Source organism: Pseudomonas arvensis (genome assembly GCF_056688935.1).
Window position 1 is genome coordinate 2,391,421 of record NZ_CP162038.1, and the last position, 12,948, is coordinate 2,404,368.

The 12,948-nt window shown below is 59.7% G+C and carries 13 protein-coding genes; 8 read left to right on the top strand and 5 right to left on the bottom strand.

Annotated features, from left to right (window positions below):
- Positions 1-113: 113 nt before the first annotated feature.
- Complete coding sequence (locus tag AB3G88_RS11060; RefSeq protein ID WP_099584216.1) at positions 114-1,052, bottom strand: AraC family transcriptional regulator; 939 nt, start codon at positions 1,050-1,052, stop codon at positions 114-116.
- A 208-nt stretch (positions 1,053-1,260) separates the two neighbouring features.
- Between AB3G88_RS11060 and AB3G88_RS11065 the strand changes: the two genes are divergently transcribed.
- Both AB3G88_RS11065 and AB3G88_RS11070 read left to right on the top strand, forming a co-directional pair.
- The gene (locus AB3G88_RS11065) at positions 1,261-2,571 is read left to right on the top strand and encodes an ABC transporter substrate-binding protein (RefSeq protein WP_480454004.1); all 1,311 of its coding nucleotides are present in this window, start codon (positions 1,261-1,263) and stop codon (positions 2,569-2,571) included.
- An 18-nt stretch (positions 2,572-2,589) separates the two neighbouring features.
- Complete coding sequence (locus AB3G88_RS11070) at positions 2,590-3,363, top strand: L-iditol 2-dehydrogenase (protein WP_480454005.1); 774 nt, start codon at positions 2,590-2,592, stop codon at positions 3,361-3,363.
- Positions 3,364-3,434: 71 nt separating this feature from the next.
- Here the strand turns inward: AB3G88_RS11070 and AB3G88_RS11075 are convergent, their stop codons facing one another.
- Positions 3,435-4,127 carry an NUDIX hydrolase gene (locus AB3G88_RS11075; RefSeq protein WP_099584219.1) on the bottom strand — a complete coding sequence of 231 codons (693 nt, stop codon included), beginning with the start codon at positions 4,125-4,127 and terminating at the stop codon, positions 3,435-3,437.
- Positions 4,128-4,275: 148 nt separating this feature from the next.
- Here AB3G88_RS11075 and AB3G88_RS11080 point away from each other — a divergent pair, with 148 nt between their 5' ends.
- From AB3G88_RS11080 to AB3G88_RS11105, 6 genes are all read left to right on the top strand, one after another.
- A complete protein-coding gene (locus AB3G88_RS11080) occupies positions 4,276-4,923 on the top strand; it encodes a nicotinamidase (protein WP_480454007.1) in 648 nt (215 codons plus the stop codon).
- An 11-nt stretch (positions 4,924-4,934) separates the two neighbouring features.
- Positions 4,935-6,152, top strand: a complete 1,218-nt coding sequence (pncB, locus tag AB3G88_RS11085) for a nicotinate phosphoribosyltransferase (protein WP_099584221.1) — start codon at positions 4,935-4,937, stop codon at positions 6,150-6,152.
- Between the two features lies 1 nt (position 6,153).
- Positions 6,154-6,963 carry an NAD(+) synthase gene (nadE, locus tag AB3G88_RS11090; RefSeq protein WP_480454009.1) on the top strand — a complete coding sequence of 270 codons (810 nt, stop codon included), beginning with the start codon at positions 6,154-6,156 and terminating at the stop codon, positions 6,961-6,963.
- Positions 6,964-7,176: 213 nt separating this feature from the next.
- Complete coding sequence (locus AB3G88_RS11095; protein ID WP_480454011.1) at positions 7,177-8,361, top strand: hypothetical protein; 1,185 nt, start codon at positions 7,177-7,179, stop codon at positions 8,359-8,361.
- Between the two features lie 177 nt (positions 8,362-8,538).
- The gene (locus AB3G88_RS11100) at positions 8,539-9,894 is read left to right on the top strand and encodes an MATE family efflux transporter (RefSeq protein ID WP_480454012.1); all 1,356 of its coding nucleotides are present in this window, start codon (positions 8,539-8,541) and stop codon (positions 9,892-9,894) included.
- A 2-nt stretch (positions 9,895-9,896) separates the two neighbouring features.
- Positions 9,897-11,069, top strand: coding sequence for an MFS transporter (locus tag AB3G88_RS11105; RefSeq protein WP_480454014.1), 1,173 nt, complete (start codon positions 9,897-9,899; stop codon positions 11,067-11,069).
- A gap of 3 nt (positions 11,070-11,072) precedes the next feature.
- Here the strand turns inward: AB3G88_RS11105 and AB3G88_RS11110 are convergent, their stop codons facing one another.
- The 3 genes from AB3G88_RS11110 to AB3G88_RS11120 all read right to left on the bottom strand — a co-directional run bounded on the left by AB3G88_RS11110 (position 11,073) and on the right by AB3G88_RS11120 (position 12,831).
- Positions 11,073-12,071: a family 2 encapsulin nanocompartment cargo protein terpene cyclase gene (locus AB3G88_RS11110; RefSeq protein ID WP_480454015.1), complete on the bottom strand. Its 999-nt coding sequence runs from the start codon at positions 12,069-12,071 to the stop codon at positions 11,073-11,075.
- 146 nt (positions 12,072-12,217) lie between these two features.
- The gene (locus AB3G88_RS11115) at positions 12,218-12,583 is read right to left on the bottom strand and encodes a type II toxin-antitoxin system HicB family antitoxin (protein ID WP_099584226.1); all 366 of its coding nucleotides are present in this window, start codon (positions 12,581-12,583) and stop codon (positions 12,218-12,220) included.
- Positions 12,580-12,831 (bottom strand): type II toxin-antitoxin system HicA family toxin, encoded by a 252-nt coding sequence (locus tag AB3G88_RS11120; protein ID WP_099584227.1) that lies wholly within the window; start codon positions 12,829-12,831, stop codon positions 12,580-12,582. Before AB3G88_RS11120 ends, AB3G88_RS11115 begins: the two co-directional genes overlap by 4 nt.
- Between the last annotated feature and the right edge of the window lie 117 nt (positions 12,832-12,948).

Consider the following 12,948-nt stretch of genomic DNA (forward strand, 5'->3'; position numbering starts at 1 on the left):
GTCATGGTGAACTTGGCGGACAAGTTCGTACCGCAAACGTTTGCACAGGCTGTACCAACTTTGCTCAATGGCTTGAATGCCCTAGGAAAAAGACAAATTAGTCGACCTTTTGATCAGAAATGACTGGGTGTCATTTTTGCGATCGGATTGAACAGGTGCAGCGCGGTTTCGCGGCGATATTCGCTCGGCGTCTGGTTCATCTCGATCCGAAAGTGTCGGTTGAAATTGGACAGGTTGGCGTAGCCCACTTCAAAGCAGATATCTGCCACCGACCGCTCGGTGTGCAGCAACAGCCGGCAAGCGCGCTGTACGCGAAATTTGCGCATCAGGTCGATAAACCCGTGGCCGGTGTTGCGTTTGAAAAACCGCGAGAATCCCGGTTCGCTCATCTCCAGTTGCTGGGCAATGACCGACAGGCGCACGTCGCCGGTGAGTTCGCGCATCAGGTAATCGAATGCCTTGTTGATGCGTTCAGCACTGCGGGCGTCCAGGGTGGGCGCATAGCAGGGGCTGGCCAGCGACTTGACCTGGGCGGGCAGCGCGTTTTTCAGGGTGTCTAGCAGTTGCAGGAACAGGATCAGCCGTTGCAGGCCATGGGCGCTGCCGATGGCCTCCATCAGCTGCGCCGCCTGTACGGCGCAGTCGCCGCTGAACTCCAGGCCGCGCCGGGCCTGTTCGAACAGCGGTTGCAAGTCACCGAGTTCCGGCAGGGTGCTGCGCAGGGCGAGCAGGGCGGCGCCGTCGAATTGCAGCACCACGTCGCGCCCGCTCAGGTGTTCGCCGGGGGCCAGCTCGCCGATCCAGTCGTGGGGCAGGTCAGGGCCGATCAACGCGACATGGCCGGCGTTGAAGGCGCCGATATAGTCGCCCGCCACCAGCTTGCCGCTGCCTTGGCGGATCAGGTGGATTTCAAATTCGGGGTGGTGGTTCCAGCGCGCCAGGTCAAAGGGATAGTCGTGTTCGAACCAGCGGAAGCAGTGGTCCGGCTCGGGCAGGATCACTTCCAGTTCGGCGGGGCGGTGCTCGAACAGTGTGGCGCGGCTGACGGGCATGGTGCTGCCTCTTGTGCATTGGGTCACGCCAAAATACGCGGGTTTGCAGGGAGCGTGCTACCCCTGCCTTTACCCGGCACTGATGCTTTTTTGATCCTGGAGTTGCGGTTAAAAAAGTATCAGTCAGGCATTCGTCAAGCGTTTGTGGGGGCTTGGCCGAGCTGCTGTAATCGGTGCTCAACAACAAAAACAACAGGTGGAAACCGCCATGTCAACGCTTCCCAAAGCACTGTTCCTGCTGTCCGGCCTGGCTTTGGCTCTGCCTGGCCACGCCGCTGATACCGTGACGATTGCCACGGTCAACAATAGCGACATGATCCGCATGCAGCGCCTGTCCAAGGTGTTTGAACAGCAGCACCCGGACATCAAACTCAATTGGGTGGTGCTCGAAGAAAACGTTCTGCGCCAACGCCTCACCACCGACATCGCCACCCAGGGCGGGCAGTTCGATGTGCTGACCATCGGCACCTACGAAACCCCGTTGTGGGGCGCCAAACGCTGGCTGGAACCGCTGAGCGAACTGCCGGCCGATTACGACGTCGACGATATTTTCCCCTCTGTACGCCAGGGCCTGTCGGTGAATAACACCCTCTACGCCTTGCCGTTCTATGGCGAAAGCACCGTCACCTACTACCGCACCGACCTGTTCAAGCGTGCCGGACTGAGCATGCCTGCGCACCCCACCTGGAGCCAACTCGGCGAGTTCGCCGCCAAGCTCACCGCCAAGGACCAAGGTCAGTACGGCATGTGCCTGCGGGGCAAGGCTGGCTGGGGGGAGAACATCGCGTTGCTGAGTACCATGGCCAACGCCTTTGGCGCACGCTGGTTCGACGAACAATGGAGGCCCGAGCTGACCAGCCCCGAATGGAAGGCCGCCGCCAACTTCTACGTCAACACCCTCAAGCAATACGGCCCGCCCGGTGTGTCCAGCAACGGCTTCAACGAAACCCTGGCGCTGTTCAACAGCGGCAAGTGCGCGATCTGGGTCGACGCCAGCGTCGCCGGCTCTTTCACCACAGATGCCAGCCAGAGCAAGGTCGCCGACAGTGTCGGTTTCGCCGCAGCGCCTACCGAAGTGACCGACAAAGGGTCGTCCTGGCTCTACGCCTGGTCCCTGGCGATCCCGGCCACCTCCAAGCACAAGGACGCCGCCAAGGCCTTTATCACCTGGGCCACCTCCAAGGATTACATCCAACTGGTCGCCGACAAAGAGGGCATCACCAACGTACCGCCGGGCACGCGCCAGTCCACCTACAACGAGGCATATCTCAAGGCCGCGCCGTTTGCCCAGGTGACCCTGGAGATGATGAAACACGCCGATCCCGCCCATCCTTCAGCCAAACCGGTGCCGTACGTGGGCATTCAGTACGTGACCATCCCCGAGTTCCAGGCCATCGGCACCTCGGTCGGCAAGCTGTTTTCAGCAGCGCTCACCGGCGGCATGACGGTTGACCAGGCCTTGGTGCAGGCGCAGTCCACCACCGAGCGCGAAATGAAACGCGCCGGCTATCCCAAGTAACCTTGACGGACACCACCCATGAAACGACTGGAAGGTAAAAGCGCGCTGATCACTGGATCGGCGCGGGGGATTGGCCGCGCGTTTGCCCAGGCCTATATCAATGAAGGCGCGACGGTTGCCATCGCCGACATCAACTTGCAACGCGCCGGGCAAACCGCCGCCGAACTGGGCCCGCAGGCCTATGCGGTAGCGATGGATGTCACCGACCAGGCCTCCATTGATGGCGCAATTGCCGCCGTGGTGGCCCATGCAGGCAAGTTGGATATTCTGGTCAACAACGCGGCGCTGTTCGACTTGGCGCCCATCGTCGACATCACCCGCGACAGCTTCGAGCGGCTGTTCGCGATCAACGTCGCCGGCACGCTGTTCACCCTGCAGGCCGCCGCCCGGCAGATGATCAGCCAGGGCCATGGCGGCAAAATCATCAACATGGCCAGCCAGGCCGGGCGGCGGGGTGAGCCGTTAGTCGCGGTGTACTGCGCGACCAAGGCGGCGGTGATCAGTCTTACGCAGTCGGCGGGGTTGAACCTGATCAAGCAGGGCATCAACGTCAACGCCATCGCACCGGGTGTGGTGGACGGTGAGCATTGGGATGGGGTGGATGCGCTGTTTGCCAGGCATGAAGGCCTGGCGCCCGGCGAGAAGAAGAAGCGGGTAGGGGACGAGGTGCCGTTCGGGCGGATGGGCACCGCAGAGGACCTGACCGGAATGGTGATCTTCCTGGCGTCCAAGGATGCCGACTACGTGGTGGCGCAGACCTACAACGTCGATGGCGGCAACTGGATGAATTAAAACCGCGGATCTGGAATGTGATCATTGTGGCGAGCCTGCTCGCCACAAGTGTTCGCCTGTTTATAGCGGGTTCACTCGGCAAAACTGCGATCAAAAAAATACACCGCTCCAGGCTTGAGGTTCTCTAGCGTCGCCTGGGGCCTGCCCCCTTCACCCTGCTTCTTGCGCCCCGTCTCCCGCAGATACCCCGCCTCGGTCAGCTTCAATAACCGCTGGCGGATACTGGTCTTCAGCACCGGGCGTTCCAGCACCAGGGAAAAGATCGTCGTCGCTTGCGGCGCGCTGAATTCATCGCCCAGGAACATCAGTGGCAAACTGCTGTACAGCGATTTGGATACCAGCCGCTCCTGCACCGCTGCCACGATCAGGTTGTGATCGAACGGCAGCTTGATGCTCCCGTCAGCCACTGCGCTCAACGAAAACCACGCCTGATGGTCAGCCAAGACCACCTCATCCGCCAGGATCGCCAGGTAGTACGTGGACGAGGACCAGCAGCGCGGGTCGCGAAACGCATCGCCCACCGTGCCCACTTGCTCGCTCCAGGCCAGTTTTAGTCCGACCTTGTCACTGGCGCGCAACCGCTCCACGGCATCCTTGAGGCTCAGGTCCTGCACACCGCCATTCACCACCACACCCGGCAGCGCCCAATGCCCGGCGAAGGGCTCGGCGTCGCGCTTGTTCAGCAGCAGTTTCAGTTCACCGGCCGCGCGGCAATAAAACAGCACGCAGAGGTCGACGGTATGGAGGTAGGCGCTAAGGGGCATGTGAACATCCTTCTGAACGGCGAAGAGGGCTCAGTCTAACGGATCGAAAAGATATGTCATGTTCTCGATAGAGAATAGATAAGCAAATGTTTCTTGCAATGAAAGTACATGACATGTACTTTTGTTGCCAGGCCACAGGAGAACCGCCATGACCCTCTCGAAAACTGCTATTGCATCCTTTGATGTCGACGCCCAGAAGAGCTTCACGCCGCTGTGCCCCAACGAGTTGCCTGTGGCCGGTGGTGACCTGATCGGCGCCGAACTCAATTACATGGCCAGCCTCGCCGGCCATCGAGTCGGCAGCAAGGATGCCCATACCCCCCAAGCACCCTGGGTGGTCGCGCAGCCCAGCGAGATGCTGCAACCCACCGGCCTGGTCCACGCCGACCTTACGTGGGTCAGTCACTGCGTACCGGGCACCGAAGGCTTCACCTTGCTGGACGAGTTGCCCACGCCTTATGACTACGACTACTTCATCTGGAAAGGCGTCGAGCCCGACCTGCACCCCTACGGTGCCTGCTACCACGACCTGCACGACAAGCTGTCCACCGGAGTGATCGAGTACCTCAAGGCCCAAGGCGTCACTCGCGTAATCGTCGGCGGCCTGGCCCTGGACTACTGCGTCAAGACCACCGCCCTGCAATTGCTCAAGGCCGGCCTCGAAGTCGTGCTGCACCTGCCGGCGTGCCGAGGAATCAGCGAGGAGGGCGGCGTGCAGGCCGTCAATGAGTTGCTCAAGGCCGGTGCCAGCATCAGCCGCACCCGCGAAGAACTGGCCGCGATGGCCGCGCGTTAAGGAGACTGACCATGGAAAGTGCCTACGACTACGAAGCCCCGGTCATCCAGGGCCTGCTCGACACCGACTACTACACCTTCACCATGATGCAGGCGGTGTTGCACCAGTACCCCAACGTCGATGTGGAATACAACTTCATCGTCCGCTCCAAGGAAAGACTCGGCCACTTGATCCCGCAGTTGCGCGCCGAGTTGGACAAACTTGCCAGTTTGCAGATGCGTGAAGGCGAGCTGCGTTTTCTGTTCAACCCACGTTTTCGCGAGTACCTCACCCCGGACTACGAGCGTTTCCTCGGCCTGTTTCGCTTCAACCTGCGCTATATCCACGTCAGCGAAGTTGACGGCCAACTGAACATCCGCGTGGTCGGCCCGATGCTGCACTGCATCATGTTCGAGCAGCCGGTGCTCGCGTTGGTCAGCGAACTGCGCAACCGCGACAAATACCCGCAGGTGACCCTGGAAGACGTCACTCGCAAGCTCTACCAGAAGTTTGACTGGCTGGAGAAAAACCTCAGCCGCGATGAACTGGCCGACCTGCGCGTCTCCGACTTCTCGACCCGTCGGCGGCTGTCCTTCAAGGCCCAGCGCGAAGTGGTGGATATCATGCGTCGCGACTTCCCCGGCCAGTTCGTCGGCACCAGTAATGCGCACCTGGCCTACGAATTCGATTTGCCGCTGATCGGCACCATGGCCCACCAATGGCTGATGGTGCACCAGCAATTGGGTCGTCTGCGCGAAAGCCAGAACGCCGCCCTGGAGAACTGGGTGCATGAATACCGTGGCCGTCTCGGTATCGCCCTGACCGACTGCATCAGCACCGACTTCTTCCTCAAGGACTTCGACCTGTACTTCGCCAAGCTCTACGACGGGCTGCGCCAGGACTCCGGTGATCCCATCGCCTGGGCCGACAAAGTGCTGGCCCGCTACAAACAGCTGGGCATCGATCCGATGACCAAGGACCTGATGTTCTCCGATGGCCTGAACTTCGAAAAATGCCTGCCGATCCTGCGCCACGTGCGTGGCAAGGCCAAGTTCGGTTTCGGCATGGGCACCAGCCTGGCCTGCGATGTGGAGGGCGTGGAGCCGCTGAGTATCGTGATGAAACTGGTGCGGGTGCACGGCGAACCGGTGGTGAAGTTTTCCGATGACCCGATCAAGAACGTCTGCGAAGACGCCTCGTTTTTGCAGTATGCAGCCCAGGTATTCAACGTCGGCACTGTGGAGGTGTGACATGCAAGACCGTATCGCGCAGGAACTGAATATCGACCGGCAGTTGGGGCAGGGCGGTGAGGCCAAGGAAATCCAGCGACGCATCGACTTCATCAAGACCACGTTGCGTCACTCGGGCTGCAAGGCCTTGGTGCTGGGTATCAGCGGTGGCGTGGATTCCCTCACTGCCGGCCGTCTGTGCCAATTGGCGGTGGAGCAACTGCGTAGCGAACACTACGCCGCACGCTTTATCGCCATGCGCCTGCCTTACAACATCCAGGCGGATGAAAGCGATGCCCAGGCCTCCCTGGACTTCATCACCCCGGACCACGTCGAGACCCTCAATATCGCCGCCAGCGTCGACGGCCTGATGACCAGCCTGGTCGCCAATGAGGCCAGCGCCAGCCATGTCGACTTCATCAAAGGCAACGTCAAGGCCCGCACTCGGATGATCGCGCAGTACGCCGTGGCCAACCTGCACAATGGCCTGGTGGTCGGCACCGACCATGGCGCCGAAGCGCTGATGGGGTTCTTTACCAAGTTTGGCGACGGCGCCTGCGACCTGGCGCCACTGTCCGGCCTGACCAAAACCCAGGTGCGCCTGCTCGCCAGCGCCCTCGGCGCCCCGGCAGAGCTGGTGCACAAACACCCCACCGCAGACCTTGAAGAGCTGGCGCCGGGCAAGCTGGATGAGCAGGCCTATGGTTGCTCATACGAAGAGATTGATGCGTACCTGATGGGCGAACCGGTGAGTGAGCGGGTGACGGCGATTGTCGAGGGGGCCTACACAAAGACCGCGCACAAGCGGGCGCTGCCGATTGTTCCGGTTTGATTTAGGAACGGTCCTGCTTTCGAACTGATTTTTTCATCTCGTTGTGTGTACGAATACTGCGCTCTCGGGAAGTTACTCCTGCGCGTGCCTGTCTATTTTACTGATATGACTTGGAACTATCCTGTTTTTACCGGCCACAGATCAAGGGTTGACCCGGAGCTCTTTTTACTTGGGTTGACCATTATAAAATCCCTGACCTGAGGTATTCCTGTTATGGACCTTTGTTTTCGTCAACAACCCCATTTTCAACCCGCGGCCAGCACGGGGCTTTGTTTAGTCAATATCAGCCGACTCAACCAAATGGGTAATACCGGATACAGCAATGGCGGCAATATGCCTGCATCCGCAGTAGCACGAGACTTTTCAGCCAACTTTGATTACTTCCGAACCCCAGGAACGCCATTTGTGTCACGCGAGACACTTGGTTGCATGGCTGACCGGCCATTGATCGGCGACAGATATCACGACCCGATGACATTGATAGCCAGGGCGATTCGCAATAATCCCGACATGGAACACCAACTCGATGCGATCAATCATTGTGGTGATAACGACGGGCTTATCAGCCAAGGTGATGTATCGGCCGTTATTCAACATTTTGACGCTCAAGAGGCCGCCCTCAGTAACCCGCCGCGAGGAGGTGGCGCATCTTGGCGCTCTCAGGGGGCTATGCAGCAGCAACGCGTGAATCAGCTGTTTTTCCTTGCGCATTCGGCCCAGTCGCCCAAGTATGACGATCAGGACTACGTGCAGCCGCAGCTATGTTTTGCGGGCGTGTACAGCACCCAGGACGGGGGCCCAGGCAGCAATCCCTATGCCGGTGAGGGTAAGGAAGACTTCAGCAACAAAATTCTTTCCCATTTCAGCCCCCTGGAAGATCCAAATCAGCCTGGAGCGATCACCGACAGGTCTCTTAACGCCGTCGCCGCGGGCCGTCGACTAGACGGTCAACCCGCTACTCAGGACGAGATGGATATCGCCAAGGAACTGTTGTCGCGTGGTGGTTTGTTCAAGGAACTCGATCAAGGAAAAACCGGGAAACTGGATGGTAGTTTCACCAGGGACCACTTGGGCTATGTTTCGGAGAACGCTGTTGAAATGAGCCAGTTGGAAATTCTCCAGAACGTTAAAAAACACTTCTCCGCCTACGGTGATGGTGATGACTATGTGAATCTGAATGAGATGAAAGAAGCGGCAGGCTTAGTGCCATCGGAGAAAACCTTCACCCCGGAACAGCGCATAACAGCGACCAAATTCCTTCAGGACAAAGAACTTCGAGACGAGACGGACGTTGGCGTTGATGCCAAAGGAGGGCCTGGGTACAAAGACGGCCGGTTTGATATGGACAACGTGAACCATATGATCAAGAAAAAAAGCAAAGCGGGCGCCGAAACATGATTGAGTGAACCAACGGGGCTGCCGCTGACGTCGACAGCCCTGAAGCCCTTTGGATTTACATGGATATAATGTCCTGTGGTCAGGGTTTGCAGTATTCGGTACGTCAAAGCGCAGGAACATTGGATCCACTTGCGGTATAACCCTCGGACGCTTTAGTTCTCCGAGGCCCCGTTTTTCATGCAAAGCCCTTTGCAACGTCCGCTGTGGCAGGTCTACCTGATCTTTCTGGCACCGATGGTGCTGTCGAACTTCCTGCAAAGTTTTTCTGGCACGCTCAACGGCATCTACGTTGGGCAAATGCTCGGCACCCAGGCGTTGGCAGCGGTGTCGGGGATGTTTCCCATCGTGTTTTTCTTTATCGCACTGGTGATCGGCCTGGGGGCGGGCGCGTCGGTGTTGATCGGCCAGGCCTGGGGTGCCCAGGAAACCGCAATGGTCAAGTCGATTACCGGTGCGACGCTGACCCTCGGCGCGCTGGTGGGCTTGATCGCTGCGGTGCTGGGCAGTCTGTTCGCACGCCCGGCATTGCAGGCATTGGGCACGCCGGTGGATGTGCTCGACGACGCGGTCGGCTATGCCCAGGTAATGATGCTGATCATGCCGTTGTTGCTGGTGTTCATCCTCTATACCCAACTGCTGCGGGGCGTCAGCGACACGATTTCGCCGCTGCTTGCGCTGGTGGTCTCGACCCTGGTCGGCCTGCTGCTGACTCCGGCGCTGATTCGTGGCTGGGTCGGCCTGCCGCCCTTGGGCATCCAGAGCGCGGTGTACGCCGGCCTGGTGGGTAACGCCCTGGCGATGCTGTTTTTGATTTTGCGCCTGCGCCATAAACACCACGTGATGGCGCCGGATCGCGAACTGCTCGCGGCCTTGCGCCTGGACCGCGTGATCCTTGGCAAAGTCCTGCGCATCGGCCTGCCCACCGGCTTGCAGATGGTGGTGTTGTCGCTGTCGGAACTGGTCATCCTGGCGCTGGTCAACGGCCACGGTTCCCAGGCCACGGCGGCCTATGGGGCGGTGACGCAGATCGTCAACTACGTGCAATTTCCGGCGCTGTCGATTGCCATCACTGCCTCGATCCTGGGGGCCCAGGCTATCGGCGCCGGGCGCCTGGAACGCATCGGGCCGATCCTGCGTACCGGATTGCTGATCAACACCTGCCTCACCGGTGGCCTGATTGTGCTGGGCTACGTGCTGTCCCACTGGCTGCTGGGGCTGTTCATCACCGACGACGCTGCGCGGGTCAAGGCAGAACACCTGCTGCACATCATGCTCTGGAGCATCCTGGTGTTTGGCTTCCAGGCGGTGATCGGCGGGATCATGCGCGCCAGCGGCGTGGTGCTGATGCCGGTGGCGATCTCGATCTTCTGCGTGCTGTGCGTGGAGCTGCCGATAGCGTACCTGCTCAATGCCCACTTCGGCCTGGAAGGCGTGTGGATGGCATTTCCGGTGACGTACCTGGCGATGCTGGGGTTGCAGACCGCTTACTACCGGTTGGTGTGGCGGCATAAACAGATCAAACGGTTGGTATGAACATGGCAAACCCCTACGCCGAATTATTCCAGGTCCCTGGCGCCCGGGCTTTTGTATTGGCAGGCATGCTGGCGCGCATGCCGGTGTCGATGACCGGCATCGGCATTATCACCATGCTCTCCCAGGTACATGGCGGCTACGGCCTGGCAGGTTCGGTGGCGGCGATATTCGCCTTGGCTACCGCGATTTGCGCACCCCAGGTATCACGGCTGGTGGACCGCTACAGCCAGGGGCGGGTGCTGCCGATTGCCGCGTTGATCGGTGGCGGGGCGTTGTTGATGCTGTTGCTGTGCACGCGGTTGCAGGCACCGACCTGGACGCTGTTCCTGTGCGCCGCCCTGGCCGGTTGTATACCGAACATGTCCGCAATGGTGCGGGCGCGCTGGACCGAGTTGTACCGGGGCCAGCCCAAGCTGCAAACCGCGTTTGCCCTGGAGTCGGTGCTGGATGAAGTGTGTTTTATTGTCGGCCCGCCGCTTTCGGTCGGCCTGAGCGTGGTGCTGTTTCCCGAAGCCGGGCCACTGGTGGCCGCGCTGTTGCTGGCGGTGGGCGTGACCACGTTCGTGCTGCAACGGGCGACTGAGCCACCGGTGCACGAGCATCACGATCAGCATGCCGGTTGGCTGATTTCGTCACCTTCGGTACTGATCCTGATGATCCTGCTGCTGGCCATGGGCGTGATCGTCGGTGTGGTGGACGTGGTCAGTGTCGCCTTTGCCCAGCAGCAGGGTCAGCCGGCGGCGGCGAGTATCGTGCTGTCGGTGTACGCCATCGGTTCGTGCCTGGCGGGGCTGGCTTTTGGCACGCTCAAGCTCAAGGCGCCGCTGCCCCGGCAGTTCCTGTTCTGTGGCGTAGCCACGGCCTTGACCACGTTGCCGTTGCTGCTGGTCACGAACATCCCTGGCCTGGCGGTGGCGATCTTTATCTCCGGGCTGTTCTTTGCCCCGACCCTGATCGTGTCGATGGCGCTGGTGGAGCGGATTGTCCCCGCTAGCCGCCTGACCGAAGGCATGACCTGGCTGATCACCGGCCTCAGCATCGGTGTGGCCATCGGCGCCGCCAGCTCCGGTTGGATGATTGACCACATGGGGGCTGCCAGTGGGTTCTGGGTGGCGTTGGCGGCGGGCGCGGTGGTAATGGGTTCGGCGGTGCTGGGGTATCGGCGGTTGGGCTGAGGTTTACACTTGGTATCGTCCACTGTGTCGGTGCCACTCGTTATTGCCTGCGAGCCAGGCTTTCACGCCTCCCAAAAAACGCTTGAGTGACGGTTGCGCCTGTTTGAGCAAGCGGCGTTCCTTGGCTTCATAGCGATGCACGATATCGTCGTGCATCTGGGCGGTCAGCCACACGCCTTGCTGCAACGAGCAGTGGTGTTCACGGGCCAGTAATATAGGCAGGTTGAAGTCGCCTATTTCAGGCAGGCTCTCTTTGTGGGCAGAGTACACGTCATTGGCAATGATGGTCGCGCTGGCGGCGAGGGTAACGACTTCTCGTACCTGGGCCGCGAAATACGTCTCGGCGTCGAGTTCATAGCCGTCGACCACATCAATCAAGGCCATGCAGGGTAGAAAACTGTTGACCTGTCGGTGTGCCAGGTACTCCCAGATACACGGCAGGCTGTGTTCGATGCGCCATGTGGCTTCGGCATTCATGGTCACGAACATGGCAACGGTCTCCAGCCGCACGCGAGCCATCTGGGATGCTGTGCCGAAGCGAGACAGATGGTTCATATACCCCTTTAATCCCCGCAACACCGGATCACGTTTCAGCGCCTGCTCCAGTGCCAGGTCATGCGGCGGGTTCAGGTGCGCTCTGTCCAGCGCGGCGAGTGCCAACGACAGGCGTGGGCCCAGTAACCTGGGGTTGGCGCCACTTCGCTCATCATCACAGTAGTGATCGTCCACTGCGAACAGCGCAGCGATGCATTTAGCCGAGAGCAACAGGCGGTCCGGGTTATCGGTGCCGGGGTGGCACAGCATGGCAAATCGGCCGAAATTCGAGGCCCTCACCTGGTCCCATTGCCCCTCGAAAATGCCCACTCGCCTGACCCAGGACAGCAACAAGTCGTTGACGTGATTGCCCAGCGCTTCATCCATCCGCACCGGTACGGGGTATTCCAGCTCCGGTATTTGCAGGCGGGCAGGGGCGTCGGGCGGTGGGCAGTGGATGTCGTTCATAGCAAGACTCCGAAGTGTCGGTGCCATTGGACGTTACTGCGGACCAAGAAGCAGAAAAGATAGGAGATGACTGATCTGTAAATCTAGAAGGTCTGGCGCCAAACACAACTCGTCCATTCGGCGCTATCTGGAATCAACCCGCTCATTCAGCCAATCGCGGGGAATGTTTCTGCGCAATGATGTTGCAGGAATTCATTCAGCGCCTGGCGCGTCAAATCATTGAGCGTCACTTTTTTGCGCATCGCTGCCAGGGCGGCCGCCAGGTGCAGGTCATGGCCGACCCGTACATTGAACGAGCCCTTGCACGGTTTTTCGGGTGTTTGCCCGAGGGACTGGCATGTAGCCAGGTAGTCGTCCACTGCCTCATGAAATGCCGCATCCAATTCTGCGACGGTTTTACCTTCATAGCTGACCAGCGCCTTGATGAACAGGATCTTGCCGAACAGGCAGTTGTCTTCGAGGCTGGCTTCGATGGAGCCGATGTAGCCTTTGTAATTGAGTTGGTTGTTCACGGAATCAGTTCTCCTGATCGCAATTGTTCGATGATCTGGCGCCGAATGTAGTGTTTCAGTTCGTTGCCGGGGTGGGGCCTGTGCAAGGTGATCATTGCACTGGGATCGCCGATGTCGAATTTGACGCGGCTTCCGGCTCCTTCAATCTGTGTGTAGCCCAGCCGGTGTAACAGTGTGACGAGTTCGGGCCAGGTGAATATCGTTTGCTCGTTGAGCAATTTGGCGAGCAGCTTTTCATTTTTTGACACGGCGATCCCTGCGTGTAACTAAATGTAGTTGCAAAAATTGGTGTATGTCAATGCTAGCTCGCCTTTGCATGGCTTTCCCGGGATTGATGTAACCCTTGATGACACCGCGCTCCAGCC